General features: G+C 71.6%; 15 protein-coding genes. 6 read left to right on the top strand and 9 right to left on the bottom strand.

Annotated elements, in window-relative coordinates:
• Nucleotides 1–65: 65 nt before the first annotated feature.
• Nucleotides 66–875, bottom strand: a complete 810-nt coding sequence (locus C2865_RS18350; protein WP_232835687.1) for a GntR family transcriptional regulator — start codon at nucleotides 873–875, stop codon at nucleotides 66–68.
• A gap of 474 nt (nucleotides 876–1,349) precedes the next feature.
• Between C2865_RS18350 and C2865_RS18345 the strand changes: the two genes are divergently transcribed.
• Both C2865_RS18345 and C2865_RS18340 read left to right on the top strand, forming a co-directional pair.
• On the top strand, nucleotides 1,350–1,757 hold the full coding sequence (locus C2865_RS18345; RefSeq protein WP_157963793.1) for an ATP-binding protein: 408 nt from the start codon (nucleotides 1,350–1,352) through the stop codon (nucleotides 1,755–1,757).
• Between the two features lie 164 nt (nucleotides 1,758–1,921).
• Complete coding sequence (locus C2865_RS18340; RefSeq protein WP_157963792.1) at nucleotides 1,922–2,968, top strand: WD40 repeat domain-containing protein; 1,047 nt, start codon at nucleotides 1,922–1,924, stop codon at nucleotides 2,966–2,968.
• A 31-nt stretch (nucleotides 2,969–2,999) separates the two neighbouring features.
• Here C2865_RS18340 and C2865_RS18335 read toward each other — a convergent pair whose 3' ends face one another.
• Genes C2865_RS18335 through C2865_RS18325 form a run of 3 tightly spaced genes read right to left on the bottom strand, consistent with a single transcriptional unit; the run spans nucleotide 3,000 to nucleotide 5,562 of the window.
• The gene (locus C2865_RS18335; protein ID WP_106399703.1) at nucleotides 3,000–3,656 is read right to left on the bottom strand and encodes a hypothetical protein; all 657 of its coding nucleotides are present in this window, start codon (nucleotides 3,654–3,656) and stop codon (nucleotides 3,000–3,002) included.
• A 39-nt stretch (nucleotides 3,657–3,695) separates the two neighbouring features.
• Nucleotides 3,696–4,805, bottom strand: a complete 1,110-nt coding sequence (locus C2865_RS18330) for an STM4015 family protein (protein ID WP_106399702.1) — start codon at nucleotides 4,803–4,805, stop codon at nucleotides 3,696–3,698.
• Between the two features lie 22 nt (nucleotides 4,806–4,827).
• Nucleotides 4,828–5,562, bottom strand: coding sequence for a DUF1963 domain-containing protein (locus tag C2865_RS18325; protein WP_157963791.1), 735 nt, complete (start codon nucleotides 5,560–5,562; stop codon nucleotides 4,828–4,830).
• 51 nt (nucleotides 5,563–5,613) lie between these two features.
• Between C2865_RS18325 and C2865_RS18320 the strand changes: the two genes are divergently transcribed.
• Entirely contained in the window at nucleotides 5,614–6,441 is an 828-nt protein-coding gene (locus C2865_RS18320; RefSeq protein ID WP_106399700.1) for an MOSC domain-containing protein, read from the top strand.
• Here the strand turns inward: C2865_RS18320 and C2865_RS18315 are convergent.
• A complete protein-coding gene (locus C2865_RS18315) occupies nucleotides 6,419–7,855 on the bottom strand; it encodes a pyridoxal phosphate-dependent decarboxylase family protein (RefSeq protein WP_106399699.1) in 1,437 nt (478 codons plus the stop codon). The two genes, C2865_RS18320 and C2865_RS18315, sit on opposite strands and share 23 nt — an antisense overlap.
• Before the next feature lie 161 nt (nucleotides 7,856–8,016).
• Between C2865_RS18315 and C2865_RS18310 the strand changes: the two genes are divergently transcribed.
• The 3 genes from C2865_RS18310 (at nucleotide 8,017) to C2865_RS18300 (ending at nucleotide 10,359) form a co-directional block, all read left to right on the top strand.
• A complete protein-coding gene (locus C2865_RS18310; protein WP_106399698.1) occupies nucleotides 8,017–8,913 on the top strand; it encodes an ATP-binding cassette domain-containing protein in 897 nt (298 codons plus the stop codon).
• Nucleotides 8,910–9,659 carry an ABC transporter permease gene (locus C2865_RS18305; RefSeq protein ID WP_106399697.1) on the top strand — a complete coding sequence of 250 codons (750 nt, stop codon included), beginning with the start codon at nucleotides 8,910–8,912 and terminating at the stop codon, nucleotides 9,657–9,659. Before C2865_RS18310 ends, C2865_RS18305 begins: the two co-directional genes overlap by 4 nt.
• Nucleotides 9,660–9,867: 208 nt before the next feature.
• The gene (locus C2865_RS18300; RefSeq protein ID WP_157963790.1) at nucleotides 9,868–10,359 is read left to right on the top strand and encodes an RICIN domain-containing protein; all 492 of its coding nucleotides are present in this window, start codon (nucleotides 9,868–9,870) and stop codon (nucleotides 10,357–10,359) included.
• 51 nt (nucleotides 10,360–10,410) lie between these two features.
• On the opposite strand, the gene C2865_RS18295 is transcribed toward C2865_RS18300, so the two are convergent.
• The 4 genes from C2865_RS18295 to C2865_RS18285 form a co-directional block, all read right to left on the bottom strand.
• Nucleotides 10,411–12,837 (bottom strand): HAD-IC family P-type ATPase, encoded by a 2,427-nt coding sequence (locus tag C2865_RS18295; protein ID WP_106399695.1) that lies wholly within the window; start codon nucleotides 12,835–12,837, stop codon nucleotides 10,411–10,413.
• 1 nt (nucleotide 12,838) lies between these two features.
• The gene (locus C2865_RS41450) at nucleotides 12,839–12,961 is read right to left on the bottom strand and encodes a hypothetical protein (RefSeq protein WP_269802727.1); all 123 of its coding nucleotides are present in this window, start codon (nucleotides 12,959–12,961) and stop codon (nucleotides 12,839–12,841) included.
• 155 nt (nucleotides 12,962–13,116) lie between these two features.
• Nucleotides 13,117–13,764 (bottom strand): response regulator, encoded by a 648-nt coding sequence (locus tag C2865_RS18290; protein ID WP_106399694.1) that lies wholly within the window; start codon nucleotides 13,762–13,764, stop codon nucleotides 13,117–13,119.
• Nucleotides 13,761–15,260, bottom strand: a complete 1,500-nt coding sequence (locus C2865_RS18285; RefSeq protein ID WP_106399693.1) for a sensor histidine kinase — start codon at nucleotides 15,258–15,260, stop codon at nucleotides 13,761–13,763. Before C2865_RS18285 ends, C2865_RS18290 begins: the two co-directional genes overlap by 4 nt.
• Nucleotides 15,261–15,268 lie beyond the last annotated feature (8 nt).

Genomic DNA, 15,268 nt, shown 5'->3' with positions numbered 1-15,268 from the left:
GGCAGAAACAGGAGATCGGCCGGGATCGCGGTGATGTCGGGATCCGTTCGGAAGGTCCCGTCCGGTCAGGTGCCGTCGGGCCAGGCCGCGGAGGCGTCGCGTTCCAGCCTGCTGATGATCTCGACACGGTCGCCGGGGATGCGGACGACGGTGACCTCGATCGGGCGTTCGGTGCGGGCCGAGTAGCCGATGCGGAGGATCTCCAGGATCGGGATGCGGGTGGGGATCTGGAGGAGGTCGGCCTCCTCCTTGAGGGGCATGCGGACGCGCTGGACCTCGATCCACTGCAGCGGCCCGTGGCCTGCTTCTTCGAGGCGGTCGATCCACGCGCCGGGCCCCGGGCCCGGCTCCGCCACGGCCGGGACCTCCGCGTAGGCATCGGGGTGGATCCAGGTGTCGCTGAGCTGGAACGGGGCTTCCCCTTCCGTGCCGGTGCAGCGTCGACGGCGCAGGACCGGGGTACCGGGCAGGACCTTGAGCTTGCCGGCCGGACGCTCCGGGATCGGGACCTGTTCGGCAGTGGGAGGGATGTGGTGCACCCACACCTCGTCGCCGCTCAACGCGGCGGGGAAGTTGTACCCCCCGCTCGTCCGGGTTCCGTCGGACGCGGCGTGCCGGGTGTTGCGCCTGACCAGGTTGCCGCGCTGGATCGTCCGCCGCTCACCGGGGCGCAGCACGACGGTGCCGCGCTTGCGGGCCGCCCAGAGAAGCCTCTCGTCTTCGAGCATCTCGACGGCCGCCGCAACGGTGTTGCGCGCCGCTCCGTAGTGCACCGCGAGGGCGGCCATGGGCGGGAGAACGTCCCCCGGCCGCCACTCGCCCTCCCGGATCCGCCGCCGAAGATCCTCGGCGATCTCCTCAGAACGCAGTGCCACAGCAGTCCTCCGCAAGGTTTCGTTTTGCTCAAGCATATTGACCCGACTCGCAGCCACAGGCAACATGTCTTTTGCTTAAGCAAAAGCAGCTTGAGCGGTGCTTCCCGAACCGCCGCACCCGCCCTCGGGTCCCGGCCGAAAAGCGTGGCACCGCTCGAACGGAGGCCGCCGCGCGACCGGAGTTCGGATTCCCAGCCTGGTCCGGCCGCGCGGCTCCACCCCTCACAGGAGAGGTATGACGACGATACTGCGAACGCCCCTGCCGGTTTCCGCCGTCGCGGCAAGGCGAACGAGCCCGGTACGACGAGCGACCGAGCGTCGGATGGTGTCCTCATGAACCAGCACTTGCCGAGGCGCGCTCACCCGGGCGGGGATCGAACCCCCGGGCCTGCGAGTACGGGCGGCAGCCCTGTTCACGGAGCCGATGCCATCGGGCCCTCAAGTAGTCCTCCGGCAGTCGGAGACGAGCTGCGGATGCCCATGGTGGCTTCCCCGGCCTGTGTGGGGCTGGCCTGGAGTCTGGTCGAGCAGCGGCTGATCACGTGGCGGCTGGACGGCGACGCCCGGTACGACGCCCACCTGGTCCTGGCGGAGCTGGTCGCCAACGCCGTCGCGGTCACGCCCGCCGGACGACGCATCACCGTCCACTGCCGCCGCGGCGGAGACGGCGTGACGATCGGGGTCGCCGACCCCTGCCCCGGCCTTCCCCGCGCGCCGGGACCTCTCGTCGAACCGGGCCCCGACGACCTGGACCTCAGCGAGGAGAACTTCGACGACAACGGCGGCTGGGGGCTGACCATCGTCACCGCACTGTCCGCCGCCTGCGGTGTCACCCCACTGGCCTCGGGCGGGAAGGTCGTCTGGGCACGACTCAGAACCTGACGCGGCGGAGCTCTCCGAGGCCGTCCCCGACCAAGATCAGAGACGGCGTGGAGCAGTGACGGTGACCGGCTGCCCGCAAAGCCGAGTGTTCGGACATCATGCCCTTCGGAATCTCACCGGCCGGGGTGAGATGCTGGCGGCCGGTCCCTTGCCGAGGAGGACGCGTGGACGCACCGGTGCGGGTCATGCTTCCAGGCAAGGGATTGATGGCCGTGCAGTACTTCGTGCCGTCCGGTGGCGGTCGGCCTCTGCTGGCGGGCGCCAGGCCCGGAAGGATCGGCTGCTGGGACGCGTCGACCGGTCAGGTTCTCTGGCAGGCCGAGCTGGGCGACGTCGGCTGCTTCGACCTGGTATTCGCCGATACAGGGGAAGGGTCCGCAGTTCTGGCCGCGGCGACACGGCGCGGCATCGGAATCTGGGATGCCGCGACCGGACGGCTCCGATGCGCTCCGCTATCCGGTGAGATCAGTGGCTCTCGCTGGGATGTGAAAGTCCAATCTCTCGGGGTGGGCCGTCTCCCCGACGGGCGGAGCTTCTTTGCCGGTGCGGGCTACTGCTGCGATGTGCTGCGGTGGGACGCCGCGACCGGTGAGCCGGTCGGCCGGCCCTTGCACGGCCATAAGTACTCGGTCTCCTCGGTCGAGGTCGTCGAGCTCCCGAACAACACCACGATCATTGTTTCGGGTGCCGAAGACGAAACCATCGTCCGATGGGACGCCGCTTCCGGAAGACAGGTCGGTCAGACCATTGCGGCGGGTACGGATGCGGCCAAGTTCGCGTCACTGCTCTTGCCGGACGGTCGGTTGCTCGTGGCCGAGTGTTACGGCGGAGATCCCATCTACTGCCGGGATGCCGCCACCGGCAACCTTGTAAGCCGACCTGTGACGACGGGTCCCCCGCAACAATGGATCAGCAACATCGAACTGGTGATGGCGGAGGGCAGGCCCCGGTTGGTCGCCTCGCCGAGATCGGGTGACGCCCGACAATGGGATGTCTTCAGTGGACGAGAACTGGAGCCTTTGGCGGGCGGCGCCTTCGCCGTCTTCCGGGGCAACCGTGAGTGCCTCATCGCGGGACTGCGCCCTTCTCCCGGCGAGATCTATATCGGGCCGGTGGAAGTCCTCCAAAAGCTGGGGTCCGCTGCCTCTTCCGTAGCCCTCCAAGAACTCCAGGGTCCCGAACGCCCTTATCGGCTCCGTGATCACCTGTGAACGGGGTGCGGACAGATCTGGTGTGGGCCGTTCAGGGGTGGAGCCCGCACGTTGCTCCTCCTTTCTCCGATGACGAAGGGGTGAGGAGGCCGCTTGCTTCCAGGAGGCGCGTCCAGCTGTCCTTGTGCCGTCCTCGGCGGTCGCGTGCGGTGGCGGCGCGGGGGCCCAGGACGGCCTCGACGAAGCGGGGGTAGCCCTCGCCGAGGACGTGGTGGTCGAAGAACGTGATGATGTCGTCCGCGAAGTCCTCGCTGTCGATCTGTTCGACCTCGACGTTCTTGTACATGAAGATGTAGTCGTCGGGGTCGACGTAATAAACACTGCCGTCATGGACGTCCAGGCGGATGGGGGCGCCACCTTCGATGCTCTCCAGGACGTCCGCCGGTATCCCATAGCGCTCGTAGCCGATCTCGAGCGGGGAGCCGAGCGGGCAGTGCGGGTCGGGGTCCCTGGCCGCCCAAACTCGGCGGCTCTGGAGCGCGTCGGGCTGCTTGAAGCAGAAGTAGTCACCGCCCAGGCGGTAGAACAGGCGGAACACCTCGATCACCCCGTGAGGGAGGTCTGGGATGTCCTCCAGCTGTCGGGGCTGCTCGAAGATGATCCCGAAACCGTGCTCCGCCTCCGTCCGCAGTGCCAGCTCCAGCTTGGCCTTGAGTGCGGGCAGGCTCGCGTGCGGCTTCTCGTTCATCCGGTTCCCCGGTTTCCGGGCAGGGTGCAAATCCCGGGGTCACACGGGGATCGCCGGGTAACGGGACTCGTCCTCATATTCCTCCTCATCGTCCTCGTCGTCCCATTCCTCGAGTTCCTGGCGGTCACCGAGGTCGACGGCGACTCCCGCGGCGGTGAAATGGGCGTGGAGCCGGTCGGCCATGGCCTCGGACAGGTAGTGGTGGTGCAGGTCGAGGTGCTCCAGACCTCGATAGACCGGGGCGTCGAGCAGGATCTGGGCGCCCTTGTCGCCGAGGGTGCCCAGGGACAGGTCGAGCGCGGTCAGGCGGCCGGTGAGGGGGGCGTCCGCCAGGGCGGCGACCAGGGCGTCGGTGTCCTGGGCGTTGCGCAGGCCGAGGGAGCGCAGCGCGGGGAAGGGCACGCCCGTCAGCAGCGGCGCCAGGTCCTCGGGTGAGGGGCCGTCGCCGTCCTCCGCGCCGAGGTAGAGCTCCAGGTGCTCCAGCGCCGGGAGTTCGCAGGCCAGGACGCCGCGTGCCACGGCGGGGTCGAGCCGGTGGGTCTGCAGCGTCAGGCGGCGCAGGCGGTCGTGACGAGGTGTGTTCCAGGCGAGCCGGTAGGTCCGCTTCCCGCCGTCGGCCGTCCCGAAGACCATGACGTCGCCGCCGCGGACAACGAATTCGCTCAACCCGGGGAAGGCCGCCAGGAGCGGTGAGACGTCGGTCGGCGCGATCCAGGAGATGCGCCCGCTCTCCTGCTCGAGGATCTCGCCGAAGAACAGCGCGGTCAGCGCGGGGAACGCCGCGGCGCGGTCGACCAGCAGGTCGCGCACGCCGTCGACGTCGTCCTGGGCCAGGGCGGGGTTCCAGCAGTCACCGATGAGCAGCGCGGTGACCACCGTGGTGTCGATCTCGTCGATGAAGCGGTCGAGCTGGTCGCGGAAGCACTCCTCGCCCTGACTGCTCTCCAGCCGCAGCCGCCAGGCGTACGCGCCCGGTTCGGCCTTCGCCGCCACGAGGCCCTCGTCCGGAGGCAGTCGCTCGGGTTCGGGGCGGCCTTCCTCCCTCGCTTCGTACCGGGCGCGCAGCAGCTTGAACTCCAGCGCCTCCACGGACGGGAAGTCGATGGCCGGCAGACCGGCGAACTCCGTCAGGTGGCGGTGATTCGGCATGTGCGGTCGTCCTTTCGGGGGCTCAGGCGACCTCGACGATCGTGGCGGCGCGGTCCAGGCGGCCCGCGGCGAGGTCCTCTCCGGTGATCCAGAACGCGACGTTGACGGCCTCGCCCCAGTCGACGCCGGGCACGGCCTCCAGCTGGAGCAGGGAGAAGTCATCCTTGGCGAGCATTCCGTTGTCGTGCCAGCCCAGTACCCGGTAGTCGATCTGGGGAAGGACCGCGTGCAGCGCGGCGACGGCGTCCATGGCCTCGATGAGGTCGTAGTCGTCCAGGAAGTCGGCGACCACGGCGGCATAAGAGGGCGGGAGCGACAGGGTGCGTGCCGCGCTGAGCGGAAGGACGGGGATCACGGCCGTTTCCGGAGGGGCGGGACGTTCGGGGGCATCGCCCGGCACGTGCAGGACGTGTGCGTCGGAGCCTTGGAAGTCGGCGAAGGTGTCGTCGTGGAAGAACAGCAGCAGTCCGTCATGCGGGAGGGGCCAGTCGTCACCGAGGAGCGGGTGCAGGGCTGCGCAGTCGAGCTGCGCCAGGAAGGTCAGGGGGCGGCCGTCGAAGGTCGGCCACTCGGCCTCTGCGGGGAGCGGGGGCAGGCCGCCGAAGCGGGTTCCGCCGCTCCCCTCCCCCTCCGCGGGGGTGAGGGAGAGCGATGGGCGCAGCAGCCCCAGCGCCTGGTGAGCGGCCGGGGGAAGGGGTGCCTTGTCGGCGGCTTCGACGAGCCGGGAGCGCAGTTCCTCCCCTGATGTGATCTCCACGGCGGCCAGTCTTCCACCACAGGCGTCCGTCGTTCTTCTAAAATCACTGCAATGCATCGGGTTCTGGACATCCGCCGCTATCCCCTCAAGTCCGCCGGAGCTGAGCGCCTCCGCGAAGTCGAGCTCGGCGAGCACGGCCTGGCCGGAGACCGGACCTGGGTGTGCCTCGACGCGGACGGCACCGTGGGCAGCGCCAAGCAGCCGCGCCTGTGGGCGGGCCTGCTGACGGTCGGCGCCCGGCAGGAGGCCGCCTCGGGCCGGGTCGTCATCGCGGTGCCGGGCGGTACGCCGGCCTTCGCCGGAAGCCCGGAGGCCGACGCGGCCGTCACCGCGTTCCTCGGTCGTCCGGTGCGTCTGTCGCGCACCGCGCCGCCGGGGGCGTCCCGCCGTCACCGGTGGCCCGACGAGCCGGGCATGATCCCGGAGTGGGCCGCCGGCGCCGAGCCCGGCGGCGAGGAGACGGTGGCCCTTCGCGACGGTTCCGGCGACGGCCGGTTCCACGACTTCGGCGCCCTCCACATCGTCACGACGGGCACGCTGGCGAGGCTGCGCTCGGAGCACGGCGCCGAGATCGACACGAGCCGCTTCCGGCCCAACCTCGTCATCGACCTCGACGAGGACCCCGAACCGGGGCAGCGGATCTCCCTCGGCCCCGAGGCGGTCGTCGAGGTCACGGTGCCGACGCCCCGATGCGTCGTCCCCTCCCTCTCCCACGGCCCGGTCCCCGAAGACCGGGCGCTCATGCGCACCCTCGCCCGGCACCACCGTACGGAGGTGCCGGGTTTCGGGCGCGCGGCCTGCTTCGGCTGCTACGCCGAGGTCGTCCGCCCCGGCCGGATCGAGATCGATGACCCGGTCATGGTTCTCGGACGAGAGTAGGACCCAGTTCGTGGAGCACCTGGAGGAGGAGCTCCACGTCGGCGGGGGTGGTGCGCCAGTTGACGATGGCGGGACGGAAGACCTTCATGCCGCGGTAGGTGGAGGTTCCCGCGTAGACGCGGCCGTCGGCGAGGAGGGCTTCTCCAAGGCGGGTGTTCAGGTCGTTCAGGCGGTCCTCGGGCACTCCTGCGGGGCGGTAGCGGAAGCACACGATGTTCAGGCGTACCGGGGCCAGGAGTTCCAGGTCGGGGTCCTGTTCGATCAGAACGCCCAGGTGGGCGGCGACGTCGAGGTGGCGCTCGACCATTTCGCGGTAGCCGTCCCGGCCGTAGGCCCTGAGCGTCGCCCAGATCGGAAGGGCCCGTGCTCTGCGCGACGACTCGGGGCCCAGGGTGTTGTAGTTGACCTGGTCGCCTCCGGCCTCCGGCAGGTAGGGGACTCCCCAGTCGCCGAAGGCCCGGGGCTGCAGCGCGGGGTCGCGGATGAACGAGAAGCCGCTCTCGTAGGGGACGTTCAGCCATTTGTGGCCGTCCGCGGTGATCGAATCCGCCCGCTCCACGCCGGCGGTCATGTGCGAGGTGCGGGGCGACAGTGCGGCGAACATGCCGAACGCCGCGTCGACGTGCAGCCAGCAGCCGTACCGGGCGGCCAGGTCGGCCAGGTCGGTGATGGGGTCGCTGTCACCGCCGTGGACATCGCCCACGTTGCCGACGATGACCGCGGGTGCGCCGTCGAGACCGGCCAGGGCCGCTTCCAGCGCCGCCAGGTCGATCCGGCCGATGTCGTCACGGGCGAACGTGCGCAGGGTGTCGCGGCCGTGGCCGAGGATCTGCAGTGCCTTGCGTGTGCTCGGGTGCACCAGGCCGCTGCTGAAGACGGGCATCGGCGGCAGCCCCGCCAGGCCCTGGGAGGCCACGTCGACCCCGTGGCGCTCGCCCCACCAGGTCCGCGCGCACGCCAGGCCGGTGACGTGCGCGAGCGTCGCACTGGGAGTGAGCACGCCGCCGTAGGAGAGGGGGATCCCGAAGAGGTCCTTCAGCCACCGCAGCACGGTCGTCTCCACCTGTGCCGCCAGCGGGGAGGCGACCCACATCCCGCCGGCCTGGTCGAGCAGGGAGGTGGTCCAGTCCCCGGCCATGGCCGCAGGGGTGGAGCCGCCCACCACCAGGTGGAAGAACCGGGGGCCCGAGGAGTGGGTCGCGGCCCGCGTACCGATCTCCAGCAGCCGCTCGACGCTCGCCAGGGCACCGTCGCCCCGGTCGGGGAGCGGTCCGTCGAGTTCGGCGAGCAGCGCGTCGGCGGACCGGTCGTGCACCCTGCGGTCCGGCAGGCCGTCGAGGTAGGGGCCCGCGGCCCGGAGCACGAGTTCCAGCGGGGCCGCGGCGGCACCGGCTTCGGCGAAAGGATCATCCATGCCACCAGTTAAACCATCCGGTCATCAGAATTCACTATGAATCCGCTTCTTCTGGTGCCGACCGGGCCCGCCCCTGACGAAAGTCGGGGGTCGCCGCTGCCTTCCGGTACAGGTTCCCGGCACCCCCCGATCCCTAGATTCACCGGGGAGACGGAGGCGAAATGATCACTTTGCGGAATCTGACCAAGCGTTACGGGGAGCTGACCGCCGTGGACGGCCTGGACCTGGAGGTCAGGGCCGGGAAGGTCACCGGGTTCCTGGGGCCCAACGGGGCAGGCAAGAGCACGACCATGCGCATGGTCGTGGGGCTCGACCTGCCCACCTCGGGGCAGGCGCTAATCGGCGGGCGGCGGTACGCCGACCTCCGGTGGCCGCTGCGGGAGGTCGGGGCGCTGCTGGACGCCAAGGCCGTGCACCCGGGCAGGAGCGTCAGGGCGCACCTGCTGGCGCTGGCGCGCAGCAACCGCATCCCCGTCCGGCGGGTGGACGAGGTGCTGGAGACCGTCGGCATGGGCAAGGCCGCGCGGCGGCGGGCCGGGGGGCTGTCGCTCGGGATGAGCCAGCGGTTCGGGATCGCCGCCGCGCTGCTGGGCGACCCGCCGGTGCTGCTGTTCGACGAACCCGTCAACGGGCTCGACCCGGACGGCGTGCGGTGGGTCCGCCAGCTCATGCGGTCGCTGGCCGCCGAGGGGCGGACCGTCTTCCTGTCCAGCCACCTGATGAGCGAGATGCAGCTGACCGCCGACCAGCTCGTCGTCATCGGCAGGGGGCGGCTCATCACCGACACGCCCATGCGCGAGCTGATCGCGGGCGGGAGCTCCGTCTCGGCGGTCTGCCCGGACCCGGCGGGGATGGCGGCGCTGGAGGCGCGGCTGCCGGGGGCGCGGGCCGTCTCGCGCGACGAGCTGCGCGTTCCCGGCGTCACGACGCGGCAGGTCGGGGACCTGGCGTACGAGCTGGGCGTCCGGCTGCACGCGCTGCGGGAGAACGAGGTGTCCCTGGAGCAGAAGTACATGGAACTGACCGAGCACGCCGTCGAATACGGAGCCGCCCGATGATGCCGGAACTGCGCGCGGCGGTCGCCGCCGAATGGACGAAGTCGTGGTCGGTCCGCTCCACCTGGGGGACCCTGGCGGCCTCGGCCGTCCTCATGATGATGGTCAGCGCCCAGCTGGGCATCGCCCACGAGAACAACAACACCAACGAGATCACCACGGACGACACCGGAGTGACGACGGCGGGCGCCATCGCGATCGAGTCGTTCGCCATGATGCAGCTCGTGCTGTTCACCGTGGCGATCCTCACGGTCACCTCCGAGTACGCCAACCGGAGCATCGGCTGGACGCTGCAGGCCGTGCCCGTCCGCGGGCGGGTCCTGGCGGCCAAGGCGGCGGTCCTCGCGCCCGTCATGTTCGTCGCGGGCGCCGCGATGTGCCTGCTCGGCGCGCTCGCCGCCAGGCCCCTTCTCGGCGACTGGGGCACCCTGGACGGCCTGGCCTACGACGCGTTCGCGATGGGCGTCTACTCGGCGGCGGGCGGCGTCCTCACCGCCGGGCTGGCCCTGGTGCTGCGCAGCACCGCGACGACCCTCACCGCGCTCTTCGTGCTGCTCATGCTGCTGCCCCTCATGCTCGGCGCGGCCGGCAGCCCCGCCGCCGACTTCTTCCCGAGCACCGCCGGCGACCACTTCATGAGCGGTGACACCGGCGAGTACCCCCTGGCCGTCGCGCTCCTGATCGTCCTCGCCTGGACGGCCGCCGCCGCCCTGGCCGGACTCCGCCTCCTCAAGGCACGAGACGCCTGAGACCATGCGACGCCCGTCGCAGGCGGCGCCCCGGGACCGTGTCCCGATGCCCAGGACACGGTCCCGAAAATCAGGACGGCATTCCCCTGACCCGGGACTCTGTTCCCTGGCAGGCCGTTTTCGCCTCTCCTTAGCCTTCCCCCATCCGAAGAAAGGGGAAGGAAAAATGCTCACAGAGCGAAAAACCCGCCGCTCAGCACTCCCGCGTGTGGTGCTTCTCCTCACCATGGTCGCCGGAGCCCTGACGGCCCTCTCCGCCGTCGGCGCACCGGCCTCCGCCCTGCCGATCCGCAACGTCATGATCAAGAACTACGCGACCGGGGAATGCCTCTCCCGCCCCGAGAAGACCACGAACGAGAGGGCGTACATCGCGCCCTGCAGCGACGGCCCCCGGCAGAGGTGGAGCCAGATGTGCGCCGACCCCTTCTGCTTCGAATCGCGGATCTTCAGCCTCGTCGACCAGAAATGCATCAGCGGCGCGGGCACGGGGATCAAGACCGTGGTGGGCGTGTACGACTGCTGGTCCACGGGAGGCCGGGACATCTGGCGGTTGCAGGTGTCCGCCGAACCGCCGGGGACCTTCCGGATAGCGAGCTACGTCTACAGCAACCAGTGCCTGGACGTGCCCGGCAGGCCCACCGTCGACCTTGAGCCTTGCAGCACCTCGCCCGGTCAGTTCTGGAGCATCGTCTCCCCCTAGACACGGCTTTGGTGGCGGACCGCATGGCCCCTGACCGGGCGGACACCGAAGTCATCGGCCGCTCCCCTTCCTGCTCGGCTCGTCATCGGCGTCCCGGGCGGCGCCCTTCCGCGCGGCTGACCGGATCTCCGCCAGCAGGCCGGTGGCGCGGCCGTACCAGTCCTGCCGCAGCGCCAGCCAGAGGACGGCGCCCGTCGCCACCGCGATCAACGCGGCCACCGCGTCGTTGCGGGGGTCGCCGAGGTGGAGGGCGAAGAAGCGGCGCAGCGGGGCGTCGGCCACCACCGCCGCGAAGCACAGCCCCATCGCGGCGATAAGGAGGACCTTCCACCGGGTGAGCGGGCGGGCGATCAGCACCAGCACCCACAGGGCCAGCAGGAACAGCGCGAGTGTGGCGGTGGTCCTGTTCTCGGCGAAGACCGTGTGCGGCCGGTCCACGGCCAGGAGGTATCCGGCGAAGGTCGCCACCCCGCAGGCCAGCCCCGCGGGCACCGCGAAACTCAGCACCCGGGGCACGAACCCCGGCCTCGCCCGCTCGCGGTTGGGCGCCAGCGCCAGAAAGAACGCGGGTATTCCGATGGTCAGCGCGCTGATCAGCGTCAGATGGCGGGGAAGGAAGGGGAACGGCACGCTGACCAGCCCGACCAGCACCGACAGCAGGATCGCGTACACCGTTTTGGTGAGGAACAGGTTGGCGACCCGTTCGATGTTGCCGAGCACCCGCCTCCCCTCCAGGACCACCTGAGGCAGAGCGGTGAAGTCGTCGTCCAGCAGCACGAGCTGGGCCACCGCCCGCGTCGCCCCGCTGCCCGAGCCCATCGCGACGCCGAGATCGGCGTCTTTCAGCGCCAGGACGTCGTTGACGCCGTCGCCCGTCATCGCCACGGTGTGCCCCCGCGCCTGGAGAGCCCGCACCATCTCCTGCTTCTGACGCGGTGTGACACGGCCGAACACCGAGCGCTCCTCCAGGGCGCCGCCGAGATCCGCCGCGGTCAGGTCGCGCGCGTCGCACGGGCGGTCCGCGCCGTGCAGGCCCAGCACCGACGCGATCGCCCCGACGCTCGCCGGTTCGTCACCGGACAGGACCTTCACCGCCACCCCCTGCTCGGCGAAGTACCGCAGGGCTTCGCGCGCCTCGGGCCGCGGACGCTGAGCCAGCACGATCAACGCGGCGGGCTCCAGAACGGTCTCTGCGCCGCCCTCCAGCTCCGCCAGGCCGCCGGCGGGGGCCTTGGCCAGAGCCAGCATGCGCAGCCCCGTGGCGCCGAGCCGCTCGGCCTCCTCGCGCGCCTCCCCGCGGGGCAGCAGGACATCGGGCGCGCCGAGGAGCCAGTCACCGTGCTCGCCGAAGGACGCGCCGCTCCATTTGCGGGCGCTGGAGAAAGGGACGGTGCGCCGGGCGGACCAGCCGCCCGGCCCTGCGCCCAGCCCGTCCGCGACGGCGCGCAGCGTGCGGTTGGGAGAGGGGTCGGCGGCGACGAGCGCGCGCAGCGCGGCGTCCACCGGCAGCTCACGCCCGAGCCGGATGATCCGCTCCAGATCCATGCCCGGCTCGGTGAGCGTGCCGGTCTTGTCGACGCACAGCACGTCGACCCGGGCCAGGACCTCGATCGCGGGGAGCTCCTGCACCAGGCAGCGCCGCCGGCCCAGCCGCACCACCCCCACCGCGAAGGCGATGCCGGTCATCAGCACCAGCCCCTCGGGCACCATGGTGACCACTCCCGCAACGGCGCCGACCACCGCCTCGGACAGGTCGTCGGCGGAAAGGAGCTGGCTGGCCGCCAGCAGCACCCCCACCGGCACCAGCAGCCAGGTGACGCCGCGCAGGAACCGGTCGATGCCCTCCAGCAGCTCCGAGTGCGTCCGCGTGAACCGGCTCGCCTCCTCGGACAACCGCGCCGCGTAGGCGTCGCGGCCGACCGCCGCCGCCGTGTAGGCGCCGCCGCCCGCCACCACGAAACCGCCTGAGCGCACCTCGTCGCCCGGCTCCTTGGGGACGGGGTCCGCCTCCCCCGTGAGCAGTGACTCGTCGAGCTCCAGCGAGCGCGAGACCGCCACCGGGCCGTCCACCACGATGCGGTCCCCGGACTCCACCAGGATCAGGTCGCCGAGCACCACCCCGTCCTGCGGCACCTCCACCCGCCGCCCGTCCCTCACCACCCGGACCCGCTGCTCGCCGACCACCGCCAGGCGGTCGAGCGTGTGCTTGGCGCGCAGCTCCTGGGAGACGCCGATCACGGTGTTGGCCAGGGCGACCACGCCGAACAGCCCGTCCTGCCACTGGCCGAAGACCATCACCAGGACGAACAGGGAGCCGATCAGCGCGTTGAAGCGGGTGAGGACGTTGGCGCGCAGGATCTCCCCGACACTGCGGCTGGTGCGCCGCCCTGCGTCGTTGGAGAGCCCGGCGGCACGGCGCGCGGCCGCCTCCGCCGAACTCAGCCCGCCCTGCGGGACCTCTGCGTTCTTCTCCCCCATCTCAGCCCTGGCCGTCGTCCACGGGCTGCTCGGCATGCCGGCCGTGCGGTCCGCAGGCGAAGACCGGGTGCAGATCCGTCTCCTGAACGGTATCGCCGCCACTCGCGTCCTGCACGACGCTCATCCCCTCATCACCACCGCCGACGAAGCCCGCCCGGCAGATCAACACCTACCCTGGCCCGGTCCTCCGCCACACCTGCCCGCTCCCTCCCGGAGACCTCACCCGTTCCCGGCACCGGCTCCTGCACGCCCCCGATCGAAGTTCCGCCCACGGGCGGCTTAGATCAGGCCCGCTTCGTGCGCGATGATCGCGGCGCGGACGCGGTTGGACGCCTCCAGCCGGACGAGGATCGAGCTGACGTGCATCTTCACGGTGCCCTCGACCAGGTGGAGGCGCCGGGCGATCTCAGCGTTCGACAGGCCCTCGCCGAGCAGCGCCAGCACCTCGCGTTCCCGGGGGGTCAGCCGCTCCAGCCGTTCGCGGGCGGCGGCGCCCCGGTTCAGGCGGTCTCCCGCGAGCTCCCTCACCACGCGGCGGGCGACCTTCGGGGCCAGGCAGACGCCGCCCTCGGCAACGGCGCGGACGCCGGTGAGCAGCTCCTTCGGGTCGCCGGTCTTCAGCAGGAAGCCGTCCGCGCCGTCGGCCAGGGCGCGGGCGATGTAGGCGTCCTCGGAGAACGTCGTCAGCATCACCACGGCGGTGGACGGCGCGACCCGGCGCAGCTCCGCGACGGTCTCCAGGCCGTCCATGCGCGGCATGCGGATGTCGAGCAGTATCACGTCGGGGCGGTGCTCCAGGGTCCGCGCGACCGCCTCGTGCCCGTCGGACGCCTCCGCGACGACGACGAGCTCCGGGTCCGCGGCCAGGATCGCGCGGACTCCGGCCCTGATCAGCGGCTCGTCGTCGGCGAGCAGTATCCGGATCAACGTTCTCCCTCTCGCAGGGTCTGCTTGGACGTGAGCCGCCCGCCGGTGAAGCAGAGCCGGTGGACGTCGCCGCCGCCGAGCGGTTCGGCGCGCACGTGGTAGTAGCGGCAGCCCGGACGCCGTTCGCCCTCGGGGAGCGGCGCCTGCCGGGACGGCAGCAGCGGGTCGAGCTCGCCGGGCGTCCGGCCGAGCTCGACCCGGCGGTAGTCCGCGGGCGACAGCACCGAGGCGTAGGTGACGTACAGGTGGTACGCCGCCATGATCGCACCGAGGAGGGCCAGGAGCACCGCCGGGACGGCGACGGCCGCGGCCAGCCCGCGCCGCACCCTGCGCCGCCCGGACGCCAGGTGGGCCGCCGACTCGGAGTCCGGGCGCCCCGCGACGGGGGCGGCGGCGTGCGGCACCCAGGCGCGGACGGCGAAGCCCCCCTCGCCGGTGGGGCCCGCCTCGAAGGTCCCGCCCGTCAGCTGGACCCGTTCCCGCAGCCGCATCAGCCCGAGCCGCCCTCCCGGCGCGCCCGGCAGCGGCCCGGCCGGAGGAGGCCCGTTGACGACCTCGACGCGTGTCTCGCCGGACTCCCGGCTCAGCCGGACGCGCACCGGCGCGCCCGGGGCGTGCTTGGTCGCGTTGGTGAGCGCCTCCTGGACGAGCCGGTGCGCGGCCAGATCGGCCAGCAGCGGGGCGGGCCCGCCCGTCTCGGCCAGGTCCACGGCCATGCCGGAGGAACGTGCCCGTTCCACGAGGTCGGCGACCGTCTCGCCCGCGGGGCGGGTGCGCGCCGCCTCCGGCTCCTCCCGCAGCACCCCGATGATCTGCTGGAGCCGCTCGGTGGCCGAGGCCGTGCCCTCCCGCAGCTCGCGGGCGGAGTTCTGGTAGCGCTCCGGCAGCTCCGGCGCGACCTCCAGGGCGGCGGCGCGCAGCGCGAGGAGGCTCAGCTCGTGGCCGAGCGCGTCGTGCATGTCCTCGGCGATGCGGGAACGTTCCCGCAGCCGTTCCCGCTCCCCGATGATCCGCTGCTCGCGTTCGAGCTGCTCGGCCCGCTGCCATCCGGCGGCCACCAGCTCGGTGTACTGCCGCCAGCAGCGCCCCGCCAGCCACGGCAGCACGCCCAGCAGCACCAGCCAGACGGTCAGCGGGAACCAGGTGGTCACCTCGACGCCCCGCACCACGTTCAGCAGCGCCCCGCCCGCGAACACCGCGGCGAGCGCCCGAGCGACGGGCCTGGTCCGCTCCATCCGCAGACCGGCCAGGCAGGCGAAGACGGGGGCGCCGAAGACGAAGTTGCCGTGCAGGGCCGTCAGCGACAGGCCGATGGCCAGCGCCGCCGCGGGCAGCCTCCGGGAGATCCCGACCGCCAGCGCCAGACCGGCCAGCCCCGCGCCCTGCGTCCAGAGCTCCGCCGGCCGGTCCGGCAGCGTGGCGACGATGGGGGCGGCGAGCACGGCGAACAACGCCATGTCCCAGATGGGGTGTTTTTTGGCTTTCCCGCCGGTCATACCCGCCA

Source organism: Actinocorallia populi (genome assembly GCF_002995495.1).
Lineage (GTDB): Bacteria > Actinomycetota > Actinomycetes > Streptosporangiales > Streptosporangiaceae > Actinocorallia > Actinocorallia populi.
The sequence above is the reverse complement of the archived record's forward strand: the minus strand, read 5'-3'. Positions and strand labels throughout refer to the sequence as shown.

Coding starts and splice junctions, on each gene's coding strand:
- C2865_RS41450 (WP_269802727.1), bottom strand. CDS start 12,961: ATGAGCGTCGTGCAGGACGCGAGTGGCGGCGATACCGTTCAGGAGACG.
- C2865_RS18320 (WP_106399700.1), top strand. CDS start 5,614: ATGCATCGGGTTCTGGACATCCGCCGCTATCCCCTCAAGTCCGCCGGA.
- C2865_RS18305 (WP_106399697.1), top strand. CDS start 8,910: ATGATGCCGGAACTGCGCGCGGCGGTCGCCGCCGAATGGACGAAGTCG.
- C2865_RS18335 (WP_106399703.1), bottom strand. CDS start 3,656: ATGAACGAGAAGCCGCACGCGAGCCTGCCCGCACTCAAGGCCAAGCTG.
- C2865_RS18345 (WP_157963793.1), top strand. CDS start 1,350: ATGCCCATGGTGGCTTCCCCGGCCTGTGTGGGGCTGGCCTGGAGTCTG.
- C2865_RS18330 (WP_106399702.1), bottom strand. CDS start 4,805: ATGCCGAATCACCGCCACCTGACGGAGTTCGCCGGTCTGCCGGCCATC.
- C2865_RS18285 (WP_106399693.1), bottom strand. CDS start 15,260: ATGACCGGCGGGAAAGCCAAAAAACACCCCATCTGGGACATGGCGTTG.
- C2865_RS18310 (WP_106399698.1), top strand. CDS start 8,017: ATGATCACTTTGCGGAATCTGACCAAGCGTTACGGGGAGCTGACCGCC.
- C2865_RS18295 (WP_106399695.1), bottom strand. CDS start 12,837: ATGGGGGAGAAGAACGCAGAGGTCCCGCAGGGCGGGCTGAGTTCGGCG.
- C2865_RS18315 (WP_106399699.1), bottom strand. CDS start 7,855: ATGGATGATCCTTTCGCCGAAGCCGGTGCCGCCGCGGCCCCGCTGGAA.